This is a genomic window from Symmachiella dynata (assembly GCF_007747995.1).
Classification (GTDB): domain Bacteria; phylum Planctomycetota; class Planctomycetia; order Planctomycetales; family Planctomycetaceae; genus Symmachiella; species Symmachiella dynata.
Genome location: NZ_CP036276.1, coordinates 3,020,798 through 3,043,609, shown reverse-complemented (window position 1 = coordinate 3,043,609; position 22,812 = coordinate 3,020,798). Strand labels below are relative to the sequence as shown.

General features: G+C 55.7%; 19 protein-coding genes. 16 read left to right on the top strand and 3 right to left on the bottom strand.

Translation table 11 applies throughout. The features are described from left to right. The first annotated feature begins 6 nt into the window (after nucleotides 1–6). The 3 genes from Mal52_RS11800 (at nucleotide 7) to Mal52_RS11790 (ending at nucleotide 3,553) form a co-directional block, all read left to right on the top strand. Nucleotides 7–747: a succinate dehydrogenase cytochrome b subunit gene (locus Mal52_RS11800; RefSeq protein WP_145376284.1), complete on the top strand. Its 741-nt coding sequence runs from the start codon at nucleotides 7–9 to the stop codon at nucleotides 745–747. Between the two features lie 113 nt (nucleotides 748–860). Continuing rightward, a complete protein-coding gene (locus tag Mal52_RS11795) occupies nucleotides 861–2,792 on the top strand; it encodes a fumarate reductase/succinate dehydrogenase flavoprotein subunit (protein ID WP_145376283.1) in 1,932 nt (643 codons plus the stop codon). A gap of 2 nt (nucleotides 2,793–2,794) precedes the next feature. Beyond that, complete coding sequence (locus tag Mal52_RS11790; RefSeq protein WP_145376281.1) at nucleotides 2,795–3,553, top strand: succinate dehydrogenase/fumarate reductase iron-sulfur subunit; 759 nt, start codon at nucleotides 2,795–2,797, stop codon at nucleotides 3,551–3,553. A 93-nt stretch (nucleotides 3,554–3,646) separates the two neighbouring features. Here Mal52_RS11790 and Mal52_RS11785 read toward each other — a convergent pair whose 3' ends face one another. Beyond that, on the bottom strand, nucleotides 3,647–3,934 hold the full coding sequence (locus Mal52_RS11785) for a hypothetical protein (protein WP_145376279.1): 288 nt from the start codon (nucleotides 3,932–3,934) through the stop codon (nucleotides 3,647–3,649). A gap of 345 nt (nucleotides 3,935–4,279) precedes the next feature. Between Mal52_RS11785 and thiO the strand changes: the two genes are divergently transcribed. From thiO to Mal52_RS11720, 13 genes are all read left to right on the top strand, one after another. Beyond that, on the top strand, nucleotides 4,280–5,407 hold the full coding sequence (gene thiO, locus Mal52_RS11780) for a glycine oxidase ThiO (RefSeq protein WP_145376277.1): 1,128 nt from the start codon (nucleotides 4,280–4,282) through the stop codon (nucleotides 5,405–5,407). Beyond that, nucleotides 5,404–6,393, top strand: a complete 990-nt coding sequence (locus Mal52_RS11775; RefSeq protein WP_145376275.1) for a Gfo/Idh/MocA family protein — start codon at nucleotides 5,404–5,406, stop codon at nucleotides 6,391–6,393. Before thiO ends, Mal52_RS11775 begins: the two co-directional genes overlap by 4 nt. 101 nt (nucleotides 6,394–6,494) lie before the next feature. Then, on the top strand, nucleotides 6,495–6,881 hold the full coding sequence (locus tag Mal52_RS11770; RefSeq protein ID WP_145376273.1) for a hypothetical protein: 387 nt from the start codon (nucleotides 6,495–6,497) through the stop codon (nucleotides 6,879–6,881). Between the two features lie 250 nt (nucleotides 6,882–7,131). Further along, the gene (locus Mal52_RS11765; RefSeq protein WP_145376271.1) at nucleotides 7,132–7,890 is read left to right on the top strand and encodes an SDR family NAD(P)-dependent oxidoreductase; all 759 of its coding nucleotides are present in this window, start codon (nucleotides 7,132–7,134) and stop codon (nucleotides 7,888–7,890) included. 116 nt (nucleotides 7,891–8,006) lie between these two features. Next, a complete protein-coding gene (locus Mal52_RS11760; protein ID WP_145376270.1) occupies nucleotides 8,007–8,936 on the top strand; it encodes a sugar phosphate isomerase/epimerase family protein in 930 nt (309 codons plus the stop codon). A gap of 296 nt (nucleotides 8,937–9,232) precedes the next feature. Continuing rightward, complete coding sequence (locus Mal52_RS11755) at nucleotides 9,233–10,186, top strand: alpha/beta hydrolase (RefSeq protein ID WP_145376268.1); 954 nt, start codon at nucleotides 9,233–9,235, stop codon at nucleotides 10,184–10,186. A 74-nt stretch (nucleotides 10,187–10,260) separates the two neighbouring features. Beyond that, nucleotides 10,261–10,518 (top strand): helix-turn-helix domain-containing protein, encoded by a 258-nt coding sequence (locus Mal52_RS11750; protein WP_145376266.1) that lies wholly within the window; start codon nucleotides 10,261–10,263, stop codon nucleotides 10,516–10,518. A 2-nt stretch (nucleotides 10,519–10,520) separates the two neighbouring features. After that, on the top strand, nucleotides 10,521–10,751 hold the full coding sequence (locus tag Mal52_RS11745; RefSeq protein ID WP_145376265.1) for a helix-turn-helix domain-containing protein: 231 nt from the start codon (nucleotides 10,521–10,523) through the stop codon (nucleotides 10,749–10,751). A 119-nt stretch (nucleotides 10,752–10,870) separates the two neighbouring features. Beyond that, a complete protein-coding gene (locus Mal52_RS11740; protein ID WP_145376264.1) occupies nucleotides 10,871–11,830 on the top strand; it encodes an SMP-30/gluconolactonase/LRE family protein in 960 nt (319 codons plus the stop codon). A 702-nt stretch (nucleotides 11,831–12,532) separates the two neighbouring features. Then, nucleotides 12,533–17,185: a PVC-type heme-binding CxxCH protein gene (locus tag Mal52_RS11735; protein WP_145376263.1), complete on the top strand. Its 4,653-nt coding sequence runs from the start codon at nucleotides 12,533–12,535 to the stop codon at nucleotides 17,183–17,185. Between the two features lie 39 nt (nucleotides 17,186–17,224). After that, nucleotides 17,225–17,734: a DUF4184 family protein gene (locus tag Mal52_RS11730; RefSeq protein WP_145376262.1), complete on the top strand. Its 510-nt coding sequence runs from the start codon at nucleotides 17,225–17,227 to the stop codon at nucleotides 17,732–17,734. A 177-nt stretch (nucleotides 17,735–17,911) separates the two neighbouring features. Further along, entirely contained in the window at nucleotides 17,912–19,012 is a 1,101-nt protein-coding gene (locus Mal52_RS11725) for a methyltransferase (RefSeq protein WP_145376261.1), read from the top strand. Between the two features lie 119 nt (nucleotides 19,013–19,131). Next, on the top strand, nucleotides 19,132–19,809 hold the full coding sequence (locus Mal52_RS11720; protein WP_145376260.1) for a C40 family peptidase: 678 nt from the start codon (nucleotides 19,132–19,134) through the stop codon (nucleotides 19,807–19,809). Nucleotides 19,810–19,915: 106 nt separating this feature from the next. Here Mal52_RS11720 and Mal52_RS11715 read toward each other — a convergent pair whose 3' ends face one another. Together Mal52_RS11715 and Mal52_RS11710 are read right to left on the bottom strand one after the other, a co-directional pair. Continuing rightward, nucleotides 19,916–21,031, bottom strand: a complete 1,116-nt coding sequence (locus Mal52_RS11715; RefSeq protein ID WP_231962624.1) for a citrate/2-methylcitrate synthase — start codon at nucleotides 21,029–21,031, stop codon at nucleotides 19,916–19,918. Nucleotides 21,032–21,472: 441 nt separating this feature from the next. Continuing rightward, entirely contained in the window at nucleotides 21,473–22,618 is a 1,146-nt protein-coding gene (locus Mal52_RS11710) for a dienelactone hydrolase family protein (RefSeq protein ID WP_145376258.1), read from the bottom strand. Between the last annotated feature and the right edge of the window lie 194 nt (nucleotides 22,619–22,812).

Genomic DNA, 22,812 nt, shown 5'->3' with positions numbered 1-22,812 from the left:
CGGACATTGACCTCGCTGATTCGAGCCTTGTCGTCATCGATCGGCAAGAAGCTCTTGATGGGCATCACCGGTCTGGCACTTTGCGGATTTTTGGTCGTACACCTATCGGGAAACTTTTTGTTGTACGTCGGTGCTGAGCAGTACGACGCCTATGCCCATGCTCTGCATTCGCAAAAGATTTTGCTGCCCATCGCTGAAACGGGGTTGTTCATCCTGTTGATTTTGCATATCGCGCTGGGAATCATCACAGCCCGCGAAAACTGGGCCGCCCGCGCAGTGCGGTACGACATGCAACGCTCCAAGGTCGTCGAAACGACCTCCAAAGGGGCACCGAATTTTGCCAGCAAATACATGTTCGTCACCGGGCTCGTTGTACTGATGTTCCTGTTGGTGCATTTGGGGCATTTTAAGTTCGACGTGATCTCCCCCAGCCCAGAAGGGTTAACAGAATTCGCCAATGCCTCGCGAATTCTCAGTCAAGGCTTCACCCACATCGTGTATTTGGTCGGGACCTTGGTCCTGGGCTTTCACCTGTTGCACGGATTTCAAAGCGCGTTTCAATCTTTGGGAATCAATCACCCGAAATACACCAAGCCGATTAAGATTTTGGGGATTCTCTTCGCGATGACAATCAGCTTGGGATTTGCGTCTTTTCCGCTGATGGGGATCTTTGGGTATTTTTCGGGAGAGAGCACACCTCCGGTAGCAGAGGCACCGGAAAGCCCAGCCACGGCAGCCCCCGAATGAATTGCTAAAAGCAAGCGGACAGTTGGTTAGACATTGCGACCGAAAACGGATAATACGAGCCCGCACTGCGGGAGACACCAACCCGCACGGCGGGTGCTGAAGAGGATTGGCCGATGAGCGTCGTCTCGGAAACGACTTTGGATGCGAAAGTTCCCTCGGGACCGATCGAAGACAAATGGGAGAAACACCGCTTCGATATGAAGTTGGTGGCGCCCAATAACAAACGCAAATTCGACATCGTCGTTGTGGGCACCGGCCTGGCGGGTGCATCGGCGGCGGCGTCATTGGCGGAGCTAGGCTACAACGTTACAAGCCTGTGCATTCAGGACTCCCCACGACGGGCACATAGTATTGCCGCCCAAGGGGGCATCAACGCCGCCAAAAACTATCCCAACGACGGCGATAGCGTGAAACGGTTGTTTTATGACACCGTCAAAGGGGGCGATTACCGTAGCCGCGAGGCCAATGTCTATCGCTTGGCGCAGGTCAGCGGTTCGATCATCGATCAATGCGTCGCACAGGGTGTCCCTTTTGCGCGTGAATACGGCGGGTTGCTGGCCAACCGCACCTTCGGCGGAGCACAAGTCTCGCGGACGTTTTACGCCCGCGGCCAAACCGGACAACAACTTTTGCTGGGTGCCTATGGCTCGTTGATGCGTCAAGTGGGGCATGGCAAAGTCAAAATGTTCCCCCGCCGAGAAATGCTCGACGTGGTGGTCGTGGATGGTGTCGCTCGCGGAGTGGTCGCCCGGAATTTGGTCACCGGCGAGATCGAATCGTACGCCGGTCATGCGGTTCTGCTCTGCACGGGCGGATATGGCAACGCCTATTACCTCTCGACGAACGCCAAGGGCTGTAATGTCACAGCAGCATGGCGGGCTTATAAACGAGGTGCGTATTTCGCCAATCCTTGTTACACACAGATTCATCCCACCTGCATTCCGGTGTCGGGCGATTATCAATCGAAACTGACACTGATGAGCGAAAGCTTGCGGAATGACGGCCGGGTGTGGGTCCCCAAGGATGCAGACGACCAACGCAAACCGCGGGAAATTCCCGAAGAGGACCGGGATTACTATCTGGAACGGCGTTATCCCGCCTTCGGAAATATGGTCCCCCGCGACGTCGCCTCACGCGCCGCTAAGGAACGATGTGATGCGGGTTATGGAGTCGGGTCCACCGGCAAGTCGGTCTATCTGGACTTCAAGGATGCAATTGCCCGCGACGGCGAAGATGTGATTCGTCAGAAGTACGGCAATCTGTTTCATATGTATCAAAAGATCACCGACGAGGACCCGTACCACGCGCCGATGCGGATCTATCCGGCCGTGCACTACACGATGGGTGGATTGTGGGTGGACTATAATCTGCAAAGCACGATCCCGGGCATGTTTGTGTTGGGCGAAGCCAATTTCTCAGACCATGGGGCCAACCGTTTAGGGGCCAGTGCCCTGATGCAAGGACTGGCGGACGGATACTTCGTCGCTCCTTACACGGTCGGCAACCACTTAGCCAGCGTCAAATTGCCGCGGGTTACGACTCACCATCCGGCGTTCCAAGAAGCGGTCGTCGATGCCCGCAATCACACCGAAGCGATGCTGAAAATTAATGGCAATCGCTCAGTGGATAGCATTCATCGCGAATTGGGACACATCATGTGGGACCATTGCGGCATGTCGCGCAGTGATGCGGGTTTGCGAGAAGCGATCGAAAAAATCCGTACATTACGCGAGGAGTTCTGGCAAAACCTCAAAGTGCTCGGTGCGGGAGAAACGCTAAATCAAAATCTGGAATATGCTGGCCGGTTGGCCGACTTTCTGGAGTTCGGCGAATTGCTCGCCAAGGATGCATTGGAGCGTGAGGAATCGTGCGGCGGGCACTTCCGCGAGGAATATCAAACCGGTGAGAATGAAGCCCGCCGGGATGACGAAAACTTCTGCCACGTCGCCGCTTGGCAATACAATGGTGAGGCCTCAGAGCCGACACGTCATACCGAGCCGCTCAGCTTTGAAACCGTGAAACTCACCCAGAGGAGTTACAAATAGCGATGAGTGAACTGAATTTGACGCTCAAGGTTTGGCGACAGGCCGCGGGCGACGCACAAGGTGAGTTCAAACTGTATCAACTGCGCGGTGTTTCGACCGAAATGTCGTTTTTGGAAATGCTGGACGTGCTGAACGAACAGTTGATTTCTGAAAATGAAGAGCCGGTTGCGTTCGACCACGATTGCCGTGAAGGAATTTGCGGCATGTGCAGTCTTATGATCAACGGCCAAGCCCATGGTCCGGACAACGAAACCACGACCTGCCAATTGCACATGCGGCGGTTTCGCGATGGCGATACGATTGTGATCGAGCCATGGCGGGCACGAGCCTTTCCGGTTGTGCGAGATTTGGTCGTCGACCGCAGCGCACTGGACCGTGTGATTTCCGTCGGCGGTTACGTATCGGTCAATTGCGGCAGTGCTCAAGACGCTAATGCCCTGCCTGTTCCTAAACAGGATGCCGACCGTGCCATGGACGCCGCATCCTGCATCGGCTGCGGAGCCTGTGTTGCTGCTTGTAAGAATGCTTCGGCCATGTTGTTTGTCGGAGCCAAGGTCTCGCAAATGGCGTTGTTGCCGCAAGGCAAGCCGGAACGCGCTGACCGCGTGCTGAATATGGTGGCCCAAATGGATGAAGAAGGCTTTGGGGCCTGCACCAACACGGCGGAATGCGAAGCGGCTTGTCCGGCGGGCATTTCACTGGAAAACATCGCCCGCCTCAATCGCGAGTACTTCAAGGCATCGCTCACATCATCACGCTGAGCGATGCTGCCCGAATTGGGGCGCGTTGAGTCAAGAGCTGCAAGTTCGCTCCCGCCATCGCCGGATGCCGGTGTCGTTCTTCACCCCCCGCGCTCAGAATTTTGATGAGAGCTCGGGAGTGAAGACGTAGTACGACAGCATCAAAATTCCCCAGACGGCTCCGGCCACCAGGGCGACGGCGCGCGAACGGTGGGTGACTCCGGCGATAAACGGCAGGATCATGGCGACCAGCAGCACGGGGAAAATGAAGGCGCTGCCGGCATGGCTGGGACCGTCACTGTTTCGCAGGTCCAGAATACTCCGCAGGGTGAGGATCGCTAAGGGGATCATCCAGACGACTCCCTTGATGATGACCCATACAAATTCCGGGATGTCTTTCATCGCGCTGTCCCTCGCTAGTTCACGTGTTCTTAAATCAGAATTCACGAAATCGTTGTCGTTGGCCCAGCAGCGTAGTCGTCACTAGTATGCCACAGTGAACTACAGACAACAACAACCGATATCTAAATTTCGCTGCGGGTAACACGATCGGCTGATCGGGACATTAAGTATTACTGGGCGATGCTACTGGTGCTGAGCGATTTATTTTAATTGTTGATCGCTCGTACTATTTATAAAGGTGCGTCGCGATGCACCCTACAAAAAGGCGCGCTGGATGCGTTAGAATCAAGTGGTTGAAGTACAGGGAGCGATGCGAAGAATCATAAAGGAAGACCGGAAACGCTGATGTCGGACGTGATTGTGATTGGCGGCGGGGTGATCGGTTTATCGATTGCCTATGAGCTATCCGGGCGGGGCGCCTCGGTGACGGTTGTCGATCAGGGTCCGCTGGGTCGTGAAGCGTCGTGGGCCGGTGCCGGGATGTTACCGCCGACCGCTGAGGCGGGAACCGCCGAACCCGCTTTACGTTTGCAATCTGCTAGCCAGGAATTGTGGCCGCAATTCAGTGAGTCGTTGCAAGCCGAGACAGGTATCGACAATGGATATCGACGCTCCGGTGGACTGGAGATTCGCTACGGTGGACCGCCGGACGCATTGCACAACGACATCGAATTCGCCCAGCAACGCGGCGTCGAGGTCGAAGCTTTAACCCCTCAAGCTGCACGCCGCTACGAACCGAATCTGGCGGACAATATTTCTTCCGCCTATCGAATTCCAGAGATGGCACAGATTCGCAATCCACGACACGTCAAAGCCTTATTGGCCGCTTGCACGGCGCGCGGTGTGCGGATGATTGCCGGGACGCCCGTTTACGGATTTGAACGCAGCGGTGAGAAAATCATCGGCGTCAATACTAGTGACGGCGTGTTGAACGCTGGCCAGTTCTTGGTCTCCGCCGGCAGTTGGTCGCAACATATTTTACAGACCGTTGGTTGCAGCGTGACGACACAGCCGGTGCGTGGGCAAATTGTTTTACTGAGCGCGCAGCCGCTGCCCTTCGGTCACATACTCTTGTCCGGTAGAAAGTATCTCGTGCCGCGACCTGATGGCCGGATTTTGGTGGGTGCAACGGTTGAATCGGTTGGCTTCAATAAAACCAACACCGCTGAGGGGTTGAGCGGACTCTTGGATTTTGCCACGGGCCTTGTGCCTTGTTTGGCGGAAGCAACATTCGAACGCGCCTGGGCGGGGTTGCGGCCGCGTTCGGCGGATGGGTTGCCTTATTTGGGACGCGCGCCTGGGACGGAGAACCTATTCGTCGCCACCGGGCATTTTCGTGATGGCCTGCAACTCTCCCCGATTACCGGAACGCTGATGGCGTCGTTGGTGCTGGGGGAAAAACCGGCGCTGTGTTTAGATGATTATGCCTGTGATCGGCAGCAACCAACCATGGATGCGGGGAGCAAGTTATGACTGTGGGTTGGGGAATTGTGGGGTGCAGTGACATTGTTCGTCGACGTGCCGCGGATGCGATTCTCGCACAACCCGACAGTCATATCGCCGCGTTTTTTTCACATAGCTCTGCACTGGCCGATGAACATGCCGCACGTTATGGCGGACGCGGTTACACGAATCTCGATGCATTATTGGCCGACGAGGATGTGTCGATCGTTTATGTTGCTTCGCCGGTGGAGCGGCATGCCCCTGAAACGATTGCCGCTGCCAATGCGGGCAAGCATGTGCTGGTTGAGAAACCGATGGCGCTCACCGCCGCCCAATGCGATGCGATGATCGCTGCCGCGCAGGCAAACAGCGTCCATTGTGCGGTCGCCTATTACGCCCGCTGGTTGCCTAAGGTGCGGGAGATGAAACGGTTGCTCGACGAACAGGCCCTCGGAACGGTCGTTCGCGCGCATGTGGCGCAGTTGAGCGAATTCAACCCGGCTGCCGATGATCCCAAGATCTGGCGCGTACGGGGCAGGGCAGGGGGTGGGGCGTTAGCCGATGTCGGCAGCCATCGCTTGGATCTGTTGCACTACTTGCTCGGCCCACCGGTAGCTGTTTGGGCGGCCTGCGATAAGACGACACACCCCGATTGGCAATCCCCCGACACAGAAACCGTCTTTGTCCGCTACGCATCGGGAACACACCTGACGCTGGTCTGCAACTGGAACACGCCGCATGGGGTCCCTGCCTGGGAATTACATGGCACGCAGGGCAGCATTGTGAGCGATCCTTGGAATGCGGAGCCGCTCACCATCTTGGGCCGCGATGACTTCCCGGTGTTTGAATCGACCTATCCCGACAACGCACACTTCGGCGTGGTCCATGATTTCGCCCGCGCGGACATCGAGAATCGTCCCCCGGAGTTTCCCGCGGAACAAGGGGCGTGGGCAACGCGGATTATTGAAGCGGCACAGACAGCGTCGCAGACGGGACGTGTGGTGGAATTTGCATGATTGGTGGGAATAGCGGCCATTAAACCGTGATGTTTGTCGCCCCAAGACGTCCCAGAAGCCGTATTGGGAATTGGGTTACCGACGATTCACGGAGAGATGCGATGCGGAAGAATATCGAAAAGAGCACAATTTTATTTGCACCTTGCATGGCGTGCCTAACATCGATCCTGGCGGTCGTTCTTGCAAGTATCCTTATTGATCCGGAGACGATCGGAGCAGGCCTCATAATATGGTTGTCGACTTTAGTGCCATTGTCGGGATGGATTTTGGCGAAGTGGTGGTGGGCGGCCAAATATGCGCCGCATTGGTGCTTTGGGGTGGTGTCGGCGGTATTTCTAGTTTTTTGGTTGCTGTGCGCTGCCTACGCTAAGGCGAATAGTATAGAGGCAGAGGTTGTGATTGAGATTGTGAAATATTCGATGACGGTCAATGCCATTGCTTGTGTTGCTGCTTTTATGACACTTGCCTTGATTGATCGCACAGTTTAATCAAAGGTCCATTAATCTGACGTGTAACAGCGAACGGTAATAAATGCGAACATCTTTCGTCCCAAATTTCTCAAACAAAAAAAGCCTCGCGCAGAGACGCCAAGGCGCAGAGAAGGAAATGGGTGTGCATTTGAATTTCATTGCGGGCTTTGCGGCTTGGCGTGAGATTTTTTAGCAACTGTGAGTCTTTCGTCCTACGTAGAAAGGTGCGTCGCGACGCACCCTACATTTGATTTTTGAAGGTTTTGTGATGAGCGAAAAATGTTTTGATGGGGCGACGGCGTTGGTGACCGGTGGGTCGCGGGGGATTGGACGGGCTTGTTGTGTTCGTTTGGGGCAGGCGGGGGCCAATGTGGTTGTGAATTACCGTTCTCGCAAAGAGGACGCTGAAGAAACGGCGCGGCTGGTCGAAGCGGCCGGTGGACAGGCGCAGATTTTGGCGGCGGATGTTTCGGATGAAACCGCTGTGGAAAAGATGGTCTCCGCAATTGAAGAGCGGTTCGGGCCAGTGGAGTTATTGGTGAATAACGCCGGCATTTTTGAATTATTGCCGCACGAACAAACAACAGCCGCGCATTGGCGGCGCACGATGGACGTGAATCTCACCGGGCTGTACCTCGTGACCTGGGCTGTGAAGGATCGCATGATCGAGCGGGGTTACGGGCGAATTGTCAACGTGGCCTCGATTGCTGGAATCCGCGGACGGCCGATGGCGATCGCCTATTCGGTGAGCAAAGCGGGCGTGATTGAATTCACGAAGAGCGCCGGCGAAGCGTTGGTGAAACACGGAATCCGTATCAATGCGGTTGCTCCCGGTTTGGTCGGCACCGAGATATTAGACGACGTCGATGAGACGCTGCTGGACAACATGGTTGCCGGCACCCCGATACCCCGCATGGGACAACCTCGGGAAATTGCTGACGCTGTGTTTTATCTGCTGTCGGATCAGTCGAGTTTTATCAACGGCCAGACGATCGTTGCGGATGGCGGACGGGTGATGTTGCCGTGAGCGCGGGGCGACCGGACGCCTAAACGAACTCGCCAGACTTTCGCCCGAGTTTCGCTAACCGTATTATAGAACTTGGTTACACTCAAACATCCACTCGCACACCGAGGATACGCAACATGTCACAGTCCACCACGCGGCGGCAGTTTTTGGCCGTTTCCGCTTCCGTTACTTCTGCTATGGGGATCGCACACTTGACCGGTTTGAAACTCAACGCTGCAAACAAAAAACCGCTGTACGAAATCTCATTGGCACAGTGGTCGCTCCACAAGATGCTGTTCGACGGAAAACTCGACAATCTCGATTTTGCCAAAACGACCAAAGAGAAATTCGGCATCAATGCCGTCGAGTACGTGAATCAATTCTTCAAGGATAAGGCCAAGGACATGGCCTATCTGGGAGAGATGAAAAAACGGGCCAGCGACCTGGGCGTGGCGAATGTGTTGATCATGATCGACGGCGAAGGCAACTTGGGCGATCCCGACGAAGCGGCACGGATCAAGGCTGTGGAGAATCATTACAAATGGGTCGATGCGGCCAAGTTTCTTGGCTGCCATTCGATTCGCGTCAACGCCCGTAGCGACCACAAGTTGTCGTATGGCGAACAAATGGTTTTAGCGGCTGATGGCTTGCGGCGGTTGTCTGAATTTGGTGCTGAGAAAAAGATCGGCATCATTGTTGAAAATCACGGCGGGCTCTCCTCCGACGGGGCTTGGTTGGCGGGCGTGATGAAGACGGTCGACAACCCGAATTGCGGCACGCTGCCCGACTTCGGCAATTTCCGAATCGGCGACGGCAACATGTACGACCGGTACCAGGGCGTGGCGGAGTTGATGCCCTATGCCAAGGCGGTCAGCGCCAAGTCACACGATTTCGATGAACAGGGAAATGAGATTCACACTGACTACCTTCGCATGATGCAGATCGTGCTAGACGCCGGTTATCATGGATACGTCGGCATCGAGTATGAAGGCAGCAAACTGAGCGAGCCGGAAGGGATCATAGCGACCAAGAAATTGTTGGAACGTGTCCGCAGCGAACTTGCGTAATTCGTATTTGGCCGAAGTGCGTTTTGGTTTTGGATGAGGTTCTGCTCAAGGAATAGAGGCTGTTTTGAAAAGATGAATGGGTGGCCGCGATAGCTTTGCTATCGGGGCGGGCGGAGCCCGCAAGAAGCTGCGATTTTCGCCTACTTAGACCAGGGAAGTTTCATTGGCAAGGACGGTCGAAACTGCAGCTTCTTGTGCCTAAAGCACACGGATTGCCGTTGGCAATCCGTGCCACCCATAAGAAATATGCCTTGTCTGGGTATTGTGAGGCACGCCGAATCGAAAAGGAGAGACCGATGCTTCGGACTTACTTCTTAGCGACCGTCATTTGTTTAGTTGTGGCAAATACTGCGGTTGCACAACGAGACCGCAAAAAACAGGCGTATCCCCCCACGCTCGAGGGGGCGACTGTTGAAGTCTACAAGACGGTCGGCGACGTGTCGCTCAACATGTACGAGTATTTCCCCGAGGGACACAAACCGACTGACCGGCGGCCGGCAATTGTGTTTTTCTTCGGCGGCGGCTGGCGGGGCGGTTCACCGAAGCAATTTGAAAAGCAATGCCAATACCTCGCCTCGCGGGGCATGGTCGCCATGGCGGCCGATTATCGCGTGCTGTCGCGGCAAAAGGTAAAGGCGGATCGTTGCGTCGCTGATGCAAAGTCGGCCGTCCGTTGGATTCGCGAAAACGCCGAGCGGTTGGGCGTTGATCCTGAGCGGATTGTGGCGTCGGGTGGGTCCGCCGGTGGGCATATTGCGGCCTGCACCGGGACGATCAACGAATTGGATGAGCCAAACGAAGACGCCGCCGTGAGCTCACAGCCCAATGCGATGATCCTGTTCAATCCTGCCGTCGTTTTGGCACCGGTGAACGGCGAATTCCCGGTGCGAAATCCCGAACAACTTCCCAAGCGGACCGGCGTGGAGCCAAAACGGATCTCTCCCTATCACCACATCCGCGTGGGCGTGCCACCGACTTTGATTTTGCATGGCGAAGCGGATGACACGGTGAAATTTCAGACGGTGCAGTGGTTTACCGATGCGATGCAGGAGTCGGGCAACCGCTGTGAATTGGCTGGTTACGCGGATGCGGGGCATGGTTTTTTCAATTACGGCCGCAGCAAAAATCGGCACTTCGTCGAAACCATGAACCGGGTCGATCAGTTTCTGGTGTCGCTAAATTATTTAGACGGAGAGGCTACGATTGAGGAGTTCGTCTCCGGAATAAACAATTCGGGCGATTCGAAGTAATCTCAGTCCTCATCCTTGTGTCTCTGCTCAAACGGGCCGGGACGAATTTGGGAACGCACATTTGAGAAACGACAGTGAGCCAACCCTCGACAAGAACCATCGATTTGTTTTTTGAGGAGACGGGCCTGGGCATCGAGGATGTCGCTGCAAAATCGGGACTACCTCCCGAGCGTGTCGAGGCGATCGCCCTGGGACGGTGGACTCCCTCTCCCGCGGAACGTGAAAAAATCGCCGCCGCTTTCGGTGTCGACGTTGCGAGGATCAGTTGGGGGCATACGATGGATCCCCGCAACGTCCGTTATCGTCGCTACGGATTGAAGGAGGACTTTTAGCCATGGCCGCCAACGTCGCCGATCTTTGCCAACAACACCAGCTCACCGTCGCCGAGTTGACAAAGCGTAGCGAACTGGAGGAGTCGCGGGTCTTGGCCATTGTCATGGGACGCTGGACCCCCAGTCCGACGGAGCGGAAAAAAATTGCTGACGTGTTCCAACTCACCCCTGATGACATCGCTTGGGGTCACAAAACGCCGATTCAGCATATTTATGGGCATGGGCCGGGGTAGCGGGTGATCACGGCGTGGGCATGGAAATGTTACAGCGAATTACGTCTAATAGAGACCGTCCTTAAAAACAACTCCGGCAGGCAGGAGCCTGCCCTACGTATAAATGGGAGAAATGATCGATGAACGACACCTTGCGCTGGATGGTTTTTACGGTTGGTTTTGTTGGGATTTGCAGCCTTGCACACGGCGCCGACGAATTGCCTGCGCCTGCGGACGTCACGACCGAAAAGGTGCTGGTTGTTCCCAAGTACTGCGAAGGTGTGGTGTTTGACCACCAGGGGTACGGTTACATTTCCTGGGGCGACACGATCACGCAATTCACGCCCGATGGCGAACATCGGGATTGGGCGAAGACCGGTGCTCCCAACGGGCACAAGGTATTGGCCGACGGGACGCACATAGTGTGCGACGCTTCTCAGCATGCGATGTTGCATCTGGATGCCAACGGCAAAATTCTCGGCGCTGTTTCCTGGCAGTGCGAGGGCAAACCGCTTCGCGGGCCGAATGACCTCTCACTCGATCCGCATGGCGGGTTTTATTTCACCGATCCGGGAGGATCGAGCGACACCAACCCGATCGGCACCGTGCACTATGTTGATACGGCTGGCAAGACGCATTTGATCGACGAGGGATTGGCGTTCCCCAACGGCATTGTCTTGCGGCCGGGCGGAAAGATTTTGTTAGTGGCGGAGAGCAAAAAGAATCGTATTTTGGAATATGAAGTCCTGGGGCAAGGCAAGGTGGGCAAACGCCGAGTGTTCGCCGATTTGCCGGCTAAAGACGAGGCGGCAGGGCAAATCGATAACCAGCCCGACGGTATGTGCTTGGATGCGGCCGGCAATTTATACGTCGCGCACTACGGCATGAAACAGGTCCAAGTATTGGACCCCACCGGAAAACTGATCGCTCGTTATGACGGCGGAAACCTCACCACCAGCAACGTGGCCTTTGGCGGCAGCGAAACCAATACGCTGTATATCACCGGCGGACTGGGTGGGGAAGCCGGCGGTGGCGGGTTGTTTCGTATCCCGTTGGGGGTCAAAGGGTTGGTAATTTTACCCCCCAAGGCGGGAGAATAGGGTATAATTAAGAAGTTGGCCGTTGCCATCATCTTACCTTCGAGAATTCACCGAACCCCCATGCCACGCCATCGCGCCTTCTTGATCTTCGCCGGCATCATCCTGATCGGATGCGCATGGGAAGCGTTCGTCTCGAAGCCACCGCGCCCGGTGTGTGAGGCATGCCTGATGAACCCGCCCAAACCCGCGACCGCCGTCAGGCCGTGATTGCTATGTGGTGAGTGCAACCGTAGGATGCGTCGCGACGCACCGAACGCGAATCATTGCGTGCGGTAATTCTTTTGAGTTGGGATGTCGTACGTTGTGCGAAAACCCTCACCCCGGCCCTCTCCCAGAGCAATCAATTGCATCTACGAGATAAGTAATCAAGCAAGTGTTCGGATGATAAAGAGTTCAGGGTAGCCGCGATTGCGGCAGCAATCGGGGCGGGCGCAGCCCGCACGAAGCCGCAATTCCCGCGCTCTGAAACCAGCAAAGTCTTATCGGCAGGGACAGCTGAAACTGCTGCTTCTTGTGCCTACGGCACACCGATTGCCGTTGGCAATCGCTGCCACCCGATGCTTGGTTCCCCTTGTATAGATGCAATTTGTTGCAGAGGGAGAGGGAGTAGTTTTGAGGGGGGCTGCGTGTTTCATCGTTGTCGCTGCTGGGTTATGATGCGTAGATCGAATTTTCGATTCAGCATCATCCAGGGAGAGCGGCATGTTGGTGGGTTTTGAGCGATTAGGCCTGCGGTCTCACAGTCTTGTTGGCGCGGTGTTGTTGTGCGTAGCGATGGTGAGCCTCGCCACAGCGGATGAATACCGGTTAGATCGTTTTCAAACAGTCCCGCTGACCGATGTCTATTTCTCCGAAGGCATCTCGTTTGGAGACATCGACGGCGACGGTGCGAACGATATCGTCTACGGCCCGTATTGGTTTGCCGGTCCCGATTTCAAAACCAAACACGAGATCTATCCCGCCCAGCCGCAACCCCGCGAACGTTACGCGGACAATTTCTTTTCATGGGTGCATGATTTCAACGGGGACAAACAGCCTGATGTGTTCGTCGTGGGCTTTCCCGGCACACCGGCTTCTGTCTACGAAAATCCCGGCCCGCAGAATCTGGATCAGTTGTGGACCAAACACGAAGTCTTCGACCAGGTCTCCAACGAATCCCCACAATTCGTCGATATTGTCGGCGATGAACGTCCCGAGTTGATCTGCACCCGCGACGGCCATTTTGGCTATGCCGTGATTGATTGGCAGCGGCCGTTTGAGAAATGGACGTTCCATAAGATCTCCGAAAAGGTTGCGCCTGGACCGTTTTCACACGGGCTAGGAGTGGGAGACATCAACGGCGACGGTCGCGCGGATGTGATGACCAAAGATGGTTGGTTCGCGCAGCCGCCGAAGCTGAAAGGCGATCCGTTGTGGACGTTTCATCCTGCCAAGTTCAGCGGACCGGGCGGGGCGGATATGTTTGCCTACGATGTCGACGGTGATGGTGACAACGATGTGATTACCAGCCTCGAAGCACACGCCTATGGACTGGCGTGGTTTGAACAGGTCAAAGAAAAAGGACGCATCACGTTTGAGCGGCATTTGATCATGGGCCGCGAGCCGGATGAGAACCGTTATGGTTTGGTCTTCACCGAATTACATACGGTGAATCTGGCTGACATGAACGGCGATGGGCTGAAGGACATCGTCACCGGCAAGACCTATTGGTCGCATCACGAGCAAAGCCCGCTGTGGGACGCCGGGGCGGTGGTCTACTGGTTTGAATTGGTCCGCAAGCCCGACGGTACGGTGAATTGGATCCCACACAAAGCGGCCGATGACACAGGGGTGGGGCGACAGGTGGTTGTCGGCGATCTGAATCATGACAACCTGCCCGACATTGTGGTGGGCGGCATGCAGGGGGCGCATGCGTTATTGCATGAGCAACAGACCGTTGACAAACAAGCGTATTTGGATGCGCAGCCACGGGAAATCAAACGGCTAGCCGCAGGATTGAGTCCCGAGGAAGCAGCGGCGCATATGACGGTGCCCGAGGGGTTTTCTGTCAAATTGGCGGCGGGCGAACCGCAGGTGCATCAGCCGGTGGCGTTTGCGATCGATCCACGGGGCCGGGTTTGGGTGGCCGAGGCGCACACCTATCCCGTGCGTGCTCCAGAAGGGCAGGGCAAAGACAAGATCATCATCCTGGAAGATACGACCGGCGACGGCGTGCTCGATTCGCGGAAGGTGTTTATCGAAGGGCTGAATCTCGTCAGCGGCATGGAAGTCGGCTTTGGCGGTGTGTGGGTAGGTGCTGCTCCGTACCTGATGTTTATTCCCGACAAAGATGGCGATGACGTACCGGACGGGGAACCGCAAATCCTGCTGGATGGATTCGGCTATCGCGATACGCATGAAACGCTCAACGCGTTTATTTGGGGGCCGGATGGGTGGTTGTATGGTTGCCACGGTGTGTTTACGTACTCCAATGTCGGCAAGCCGGGGACGGCTGACGACGATCGCGTTCCGCTGAACGCCGGCGTGTGGCGGTATCATCCCACGCGACATGAATTCGAGGTTTTTGCCTGGGGGACGAGCAATCCGTGGGGGCTTGATTTCAATGACCGCGGGCAAGCGTTCATCACCGCTTGTGTGATTCCGCACCTGTGGCACATGATTCAAGGGGGCCGTTACCAACGACAGGGGGGACAGCACTTCAACCCACACATCTACTCAGACATCCAGACAATTGCCAAGCACCGGCACTATGTCGGCAATATCCGCGACCATGCTTGGTGGGGCAAAGAACCCGATGTGCCGCAGGACACGCTGGCCGCCGGCGGTGGGCATGCGCATTGTGGGGCGATGATTTATCTGGGTGACAATTGGCCCGAGAAATACCGCAACCAAATTTTCATGCACAACATCCACGGCAATCGCATGAACAACGACGCGTTGCAGCGGGCCGGGTCGGGTTACGTGGGGGATCGCGCGCCCGATTTGATGTTGGCCAACGACAAATGGTTTCGCGGGATCAATATGAAATATGGACCGGACGGGTCGGTGTATGTGATCGACTGGTACGACCGTAACGCTTGCCACCGCACGAATCCCGAAATCTGGGACCGCACGAATGGCCGGGTGTACAACATTTCTTACGGCAAGCCGGAATGGGATCACCGCGATTTGCGCACGTTGAGCGACCTGGAATTGGTCGAGTTACACAACCGCGAGAACGAATGGTACCCCCGCACCGCCCGGCGAATTTTGCAACAGCGTGCCGCTGAGGGAAAACTAGACGCGGGCGTCCGCAAGGCGCTGTTTACAATTCTAGAGTCGACGGATGATGTGGCGCTCAAATTACGGGCGATCTGGACGCTGCACGTCATCGGCGGATTGACCGACGACGACTTGCAAAACTTCATGCAAAACGATGACGAATACATCCGCGGCTGGGCGATTCAATTGGGACTGGAGAATCGTCAGGTCTCATCGCGCCGACTCAATCAAATGGCCGACATGGCGAAATCGGATCCGTCGGCGGTCGTGCGGTTGTATTTGGCGTCGGCACTGCAACGTTTGCCGCTGGAGCAGCGCTGGCCTATTGCCCGCGAGTTGGTTCAGCATGCGGAGGATAGCGACGACCACAACCTGCCACTCATGGACTGGTATGGCATCGAGCCGCTGGTCACTGCTGATACGAAACGGGCGATGGAATTGGCAGCAGCGACGAAAATCCCGATCGTCAAGCATTTCATCATTCGCCGGGCAGCGTCGGAGAATGGGAGTTTGGGAGCAGTCACCCAGTTACTAGCAAAAACCGCAGATGCGTCGACCCAGAAATTGATTCTGGGGGAAATGCTGCAGGCGTTTCAGGGGCGCGTGAATATTCCCATGCCCGAATCTTGGAAGCCTGCCTATGACCGGTTGTCGAATAGCTCTGATCGGACCGTCCGTGACCGAGCGGATCAGGTGGCCGTGGTATTGGGGGACCAGCGGATCTTCCCACGGATGCGTCAACAACTGGTCGATCCCCAAGAGGCTATGGAAAAACGCCAACAGGCATTGGCGATTCTGGTGCGTGGTCGCGATCAACAAGCGGCGGAAGCGTTTCAGGCAGTGCTAGGCGAGCCGGAACTGCGCGGCGCAGCGATTCGCGCGCTGGTCGCTTTTGACAATCCAAAGATCGCGAAATCCGTACTTGCTGAATACGGCAAATTGACTGAAGAGGAAAGGCGAGATGCGATCAACACATTGGTCGCGCGGCCCGGTTTTGCGATGGTGCTGTTAGATGCGGTTGAACAACAAAAAGTGCCGCGTACCGATTTGCATGCGTATAACGTGCGGCAACTTTTACGGTTCAACAATGAAAAACTGAACAGTCGCTTGAAACAGGTCTGGGGTGAGATTCGCGATACGTCAGCGGATAAAAAGGCATTGATCGCTCGCCATAAGAAGCTGCTCAGTAAGAAAACGTTGAAGGCGTCCGATGCTAGCAACGGACGGCGGATCTTTGCCAAGACCTGTGCATCGTGCCATACGTTGTTTGGCGAAGGGGGTAAAATTGGCCCCGACATCACAGGATCGAACCGCGCGAATCTGGATTACATTTTGGAAAACGTACTCGACCCCAGTGCGGTGATGGGCAAGGATTACCGTCTGACAGTCTTGGTGACGGTGGATGGACTAGTCGTTTCGGGCCTGGTGAAAAAAGAGACCGACAGTGCGGTGACGATTCGCACCATCAACGACACGGTGGTGGTTGCGAAACAGGATATTGAAGAGCGGATGCTGTCTGATCAATCGATGATGCCCGAAGGTTTGTTGGATCCGCTCAAGCCGGAGGAAGTCCGCGACCTGATTGGTTACTTGGCCAGTCCGCATCAAGTCTCACTCCGCGGTCCTCGTGCTCCGATCGACGCGAAGACCGGCCGCGTGCCGGATGCGCTGGAAGGGGAATCGCTCAAGATCATTGGCAAAACCGCCGGGAATGCCCGCAGCCAACCGATGGGCGGTTTTCACGCCGACCGCTGGAGTGGCAACGATCACTTTTGGTGGACCGGCGCCGGCCCGGGCGAAAAATTGGAGCTAGAAATCCCCGTTGAAACGGCCGGTGCGGCCGAGTTAGAAATCGTCCTGACCCGTGCGCGGGATTATGGCATCGTGCAGTTATTGTGGGACGGTCAAAAGCTGGGCGCACCGATTGATCTTTATAACGCGCCCGATGTGGTGACAACCGGCGTGTTGTCGTTTCCAGTCAGCGGATTGACACCCGGTAATCACAAGCTGACGATCGAGATCCTCGGCGCGCATCCCAAAGCGGCCAAGGCGTATATGGTCGGGTTGGATTTCGTGCGGTTGAAAACGCCGTGATTCGCTTTTCAATGGTTTGACCCTACGAAGGACCGCCGCATGCCGTTTACGCCGTTTCACTTTGGGCCGGGATTGCTGATCAAATCCCTGACCGGCCGCATGTTTTGGTTAACCTCGTTTGTCGCTGCGAACGTGTTGATCGATGTCGAGGTGCTGTATTATTTGTGGACTCGTTCGCGACCGTTTCACCGCTATGCTCACTCGTACCTGGGAGGAATGGTCGCAGGCTTGCTGGCGGGTGCCGGCACATTTGCCGTTGCGATGCTTGCCGCACGCGTTTGGCCGAGACGGTGGTCCATTCCGCCGAAGGCGAAATCCTCAAAGCCCATGCTGCTGTTTCAATCCATCGCAGCCGGTTTGATTGGCGGTCTAACTCACATTTTTCTTGACAGCCTGGTGCATGCAGAAGTCGAGCCGTTTTGGCCGTTCGCCGCAGGCAACGAATTTGCGGGGTTGGTCTCTGGGCGAATCGTCTATCTGAGCTTGGCGATACTCGGTCTGCTGGGCGGTTGTATCTGGTTGCAGGAGTATCTGGCAGCCGATCGATGAGTGGGTCTACGAAGAGATCGCTTTGCTGCCCGGAATCCGCGGCATTTTCCCGGTCGGGTCATGGAAACTCGCAAGAGGGGTTGTTATCGTCGTGGCCGCTCTTCTTTCCCATTGTTCAGGTTCAAGATCGATATCCGTCAGGCAGCTGCCTGATCTACGAGAAGTTGATGTCAGCCTATGCCCCGCCGCAGTAAAAAGTCGACGACAAATGTCAAAACTCTCCCCACACCGGTGCAGGAACAACTGCTGATTGATGCGGTTTGCCCGCTTCTCGAAGACCAGACGGCTGAGATACGCGTGCTGTGCACAACGCTTAGCCGGGGACAAGCAGCGGCGGCGCTTGCGGCGGCATGTCCCGCGGCCCAGGTCACATGTCATTTTTTGGACGCCTACCTCGCCGAGTTGACACGTGAATTTGCTGGGGCTTCGCTCAACTTCGAGACCGGATGTTCGGCCGAATTTCCCGAGGCTGCGATCGATCTGGCAGTGATTCCCACGCATTCGGGTGTGGAACCGGAATTGACGCGGGATCGTTTGCAATCCACGCATCAAGCGTTGGTCGAAGGGGGACGATTGGCGGTCTCGACCAACGACCCCAAAGACAGTTGGCTGCACGAGCTGATGCAGTCGATGTTTCATAAAGTCACGCGGATTGCGACAAAAAAACGAGGCGTGGTGTATATCGCTCGTAAGACCGCGCCGCTGAAAAAACTCAAATCCTTCGAGGCCCGCTTCACGTTTCCCGATCATGACCGCCTGATCACGATTGTCAGCCGTCCGGGGGTGTTTTGCCACCGTCGTTTAGACGACGGTGCGCGAGCACTGCTGAAAGTTGTGGAGGTTCGCGACAACGACCGGATTCTCGATATGGGTTGCGGCGCCGGTGCTGTCGGACTGGCGCTGGCGGCACGTAACGCCAAGATTTCCGTAACCGGCGTCGATTCCAATGCACGCGCGGTGTGGTGTGCGGAGCAGGGAGCGGCCGCAAACGAACTGGCCAACTTCAACGCAGTTCATACCGCCGACGGCAGTTGCGAAGGGGAGGGGAGTTACGACTTGTTCTTAGGGAACCCGCCTTACTTTTCGAACTACCAGATCGCCGAGCTATTCCTACAAACCGCGGTGCGGATGCTCAAGCCGGGTGGTGAAATCATGATCGTGAGCAAAAGTATCGCCTGGTATAAACAACGCATGGCGGAGCTGTTTGACGACGTGGGAACGGCCGAATCGGGGCACTACATCATTGCCGGCGCAGTGAATCGACGGCGGCAGAAATAGCGAATTTTCGCGAAAAACGAAAATATCTGCTAAGATTCCGGAAGTTGGACCGAATTACGTGTGGGAGAATCCGTCTCCTCAGGTCCTACTTTGATCGAGAATTTTAGGGAGATAAACGCATGTCTTGGATCCTTGCCGCCGCGCTGCTGACGGCGCAGCCGACCGAGATGCCCGCTATAGAATTGACCGCCACGCAAGCCGCAGAACGGATCGATGCGTTGCCGACCGGTACGTTGATCTTTAGTGCCGGCGATTGCTTGGCGGTACGGGTCTATACGCAAAGTCGCTTCACGCACGTCGCCGCCGTTGTCTCGGATCAAGGCAAGATGACGGTCTATGACAGTGACAACGGAGCAGGCGTGCGACGACAAGATTTGGCCACGTATTTGAAATCGCAGTCACCCGGCGAGATCCATATCGTTCGCCCGCGTTGCCAATTCACAAAACTGCAATGCCGCCGATTTCGCGCGGAGTTGGAAGAACAACTCGGACGGCCCTACAGTGTGAAACATCACCTCACCGGCAACCGGGCTGAGGGTCTGCATTGTGCGGAATACGTAATGGATGCCCTGATGGCGGCCAATGTAATGACGGCCAAGAATCCCCCCCGCGTTTCTCCTGCTAGCCTGCATACCGGCGCGCACAAGAAGCAGACCTACGTCCCGGAGCTGACGGTGACAGTCTGTGAGGTCACCCCGGAGAAAGGGGACAGCTGGTGCAGTCAAACTTGGCTCGACACCAAACGCTGCACGAAGCGCTGCTATCTAAAAATGCGAGGCTGGTTTTGCTGTTATTGAGCGACGCGGCGGCGATTTGTTCCCCGTAGGTCATGCTGTGCATGACGAAGCGCAGTTGACCCTGCCATGAAAATGTCATGCACAGTTTAAGCTACGAGTGCATCCGTTAGCGTTCGCTCATCGGCACGTAGGAGCGTTCTTCGCTTCCGATGTAATTGGCCGAAGGACGGATGATTTTGTTGTTGGACAATTGTTCCAGAATGTGTGCGCACCATCCAGAAATGCGGCTTGCGGCGAAGATACAGGTGAAGATATCACCAGGGATTCCCATGTAGTGTTGCAAGCTCGCCGAATAGAAATCGACGTTGCAATTTTTATTGATGGCTTCTTTGACTTGGCTCTCGAGCTCGATCGAAATGTCGTACCATTTCGTCTCTCCCTTTTCGATGCCCAAGCGGCGGGAGAGTTCCTTGAGATGCGCCGCGCGGGGGTCTTCGACCTGATAGACGGCGTGCCCGAAGCCCATGAATTTGCCTTTGGACTCACGGACATCTTCCACGAATTTGGCAACATTGGCAACGTCGTCAATTTTATGCAGGGCTTTGAGCACCTCGACATTGGCACCGCCGTGGAGTGGACCTTTCAATGCGCCAATGGCGCCGGTGACGGCGGAATAGATGTCGGTGAGTGTCGCAATGATCACGCGTGCGGCAAACGTACTGGCGTTGAGCCCGTGTTCGGCATGCAAAATCAAAATCATATCCATGGCTTTCGTCTCGTCGGCCGAGGGGTCTCGTCCGTTGAGTTGCCACATGTAGTTCCCGGCATGACTGAGTTCCGGTTTGGGCGCCAACGGTTCTTGGCCGTGGCGAACGCGGTGAATGGCGGCGATGACCGAAGAGAGGCGGGCGATCAGGCCAATTGATTTTTCAAAGTTCGCTTCCGGATCGTTATTTTCAGCATCGTGATCGGCCATTCCCAGGGCTGAGATGGCAGTGCGCAATGCCGTCATCGGCGGAATGTCATTGGGGAATGATTTGATCAGTTCCAGTGTGGAGGCCGGGATTTCGCGGCTGTCGGCCAACATCTTGGAAAAGGTGGTCAGTTGTTCGGTATTGGGGAGTTCCCCTTTGAGCAGCAGGTAGGAAACCTCTTCAAAGCTGCTGTGCTCAGCCAGTTCGTGGATGTTATAACCGCGATACATCAATCGGCCTTCCAGGCCGTTGACCTTACAAATGGAGCTGTCGGCTGCAATGATGCCCTTAAGACCTTTAGTCGACACTGATTTCCCTTTCAGAACTTCCATAAAACACCCATTCATTTGATACTCTGCGCGGCTGCCGACAACGATTCGGTTGCAACGTATTCCGAAGATGTCGCCTGGAGCGCATCAACACCGCCGGAATCTTTTTCGCAGGGGGCCACTCAGCCAATCCCACACTGGACCATTGAACTCGCATCATCCAGCCGGTGGCGGACGGCCGCAGGAGTCAAAACTGCTGAACCCGCTTGTTTTGCAGGTTTTTGACCCAACCTGCTCGTCTACCGTGTCAACACGTTGGACCTGCAAAAGCGTTCGCAACACGCGTCCGCATTATAACAACCTGAGCAGGGAGTTCAACGATTGCCTAAGGGGTGCAGTCGCAGTGGGATTGTCCAAGAATCTAGCCGGTAAATTGCCGGAAATTCATGTACCGCAAGAGTTGAACGGCCCCTGTTCCGGTCATTCTTGGACGAGGTGTGTGGTTGTGATTTCGGGGCGCAGATGGCTGTCCATCCAGGCATAAATCAATGCACGGGAGGCATGCTCCACGGAATGCTTTTGGCCATGTACGTAAAACCCAAAATTCTGCGGAACACCTTCCAACTCAAACACCTCCATGATCTTCAGGTTCATCAACACACGCTGCCGCTGAACTGGCGGGCTGCCATCATTGAGCCCCGAGACATCCAAAAAGGCGCGGGGGGCGATCAGGGCGATGATTTCGTGAAAATCGATCGGCGGCAAGTTCCCATTCAGCAACTCGGGCCGCAGGTGCTTAAAGTAGACGTACCAATTATTGCGGGACCATTTTTCAACGGCTGGATTGTGGCGGAAAAAACTTGCGCCGCAATTGCAAGCAGCGACCTTGATGCGCTCGTCGTAGGCGGCTAGAAAAAACGTGCCATGCCCCCCCAGCGAATGCCCCAATGCTCCGATGCGATCGTCGTCGACTTCGGGCAGCGACTGCAACACGTCAACAGCGATCGAGTGCTCGTAGGTGAATTTCCCGACAGCTGTCCACTCAGGATGTTTTTTGTGAAATGCCTCGGTCTCGTAGGACCCTTTCTCAGGAATCCTCTTACCGGAGACAAAATGTTCCGGCGCGATGACCACGTATCCGCGGCGTGCGAGGTGATCGAGGTATGCCTTGTCGGGATCGTCGACCAGCCCGGCCGCTCGTTTCATCCCCTGTGCAAATGTGCCATGCAAGGCGACTATCGCCGCTGACGGTTCGCTGAGTCCGAGCGGGATTGCCAAATAGGCGTGTGCGCGTTCGTCCGCTTCGACGTTGTAGCTGATCAATTTGCGGATGTACTTGCCATCCACCTCCACCGTTTCATGGACCTGCAAGTCAAGCGTCGGTTTGTCCGGTTTTTGATCGTCGCGGAGTAGTTCCAGATAACGTTGCCGCAATATCTTCTTGTGCGCCAACCATTGCTCCGGGGTTTTAATTCCGTCTAAGAGATCATCCCAGGAGGAGTGAATGGCGGGCGGATCGGAGCGTTTACGGACCGGTGAGGCGTCCTCGGCAGCATGCAGCGTCCCAATTAAACAGAGCAGGGGGGCAGCACTGAAAAGGCATCGGCAGATGAGTCGGTCGAACATTCTGTGATTTTCTCCCACGGCGAATCAAAGAGGGGCGGACTATTTCTTCTCGTTCCCAGTCTCCGCGTGGGAACGCATCTTCGCGAAGCTCTGCTTCACTGATATGATAACGTATGCAACTCGCAGCGGTAATCAAGCGCTGGACTGGAAGTGAAGCTTCGAGAAATTAACTTTCCCAAATAGGAACCAGGGGA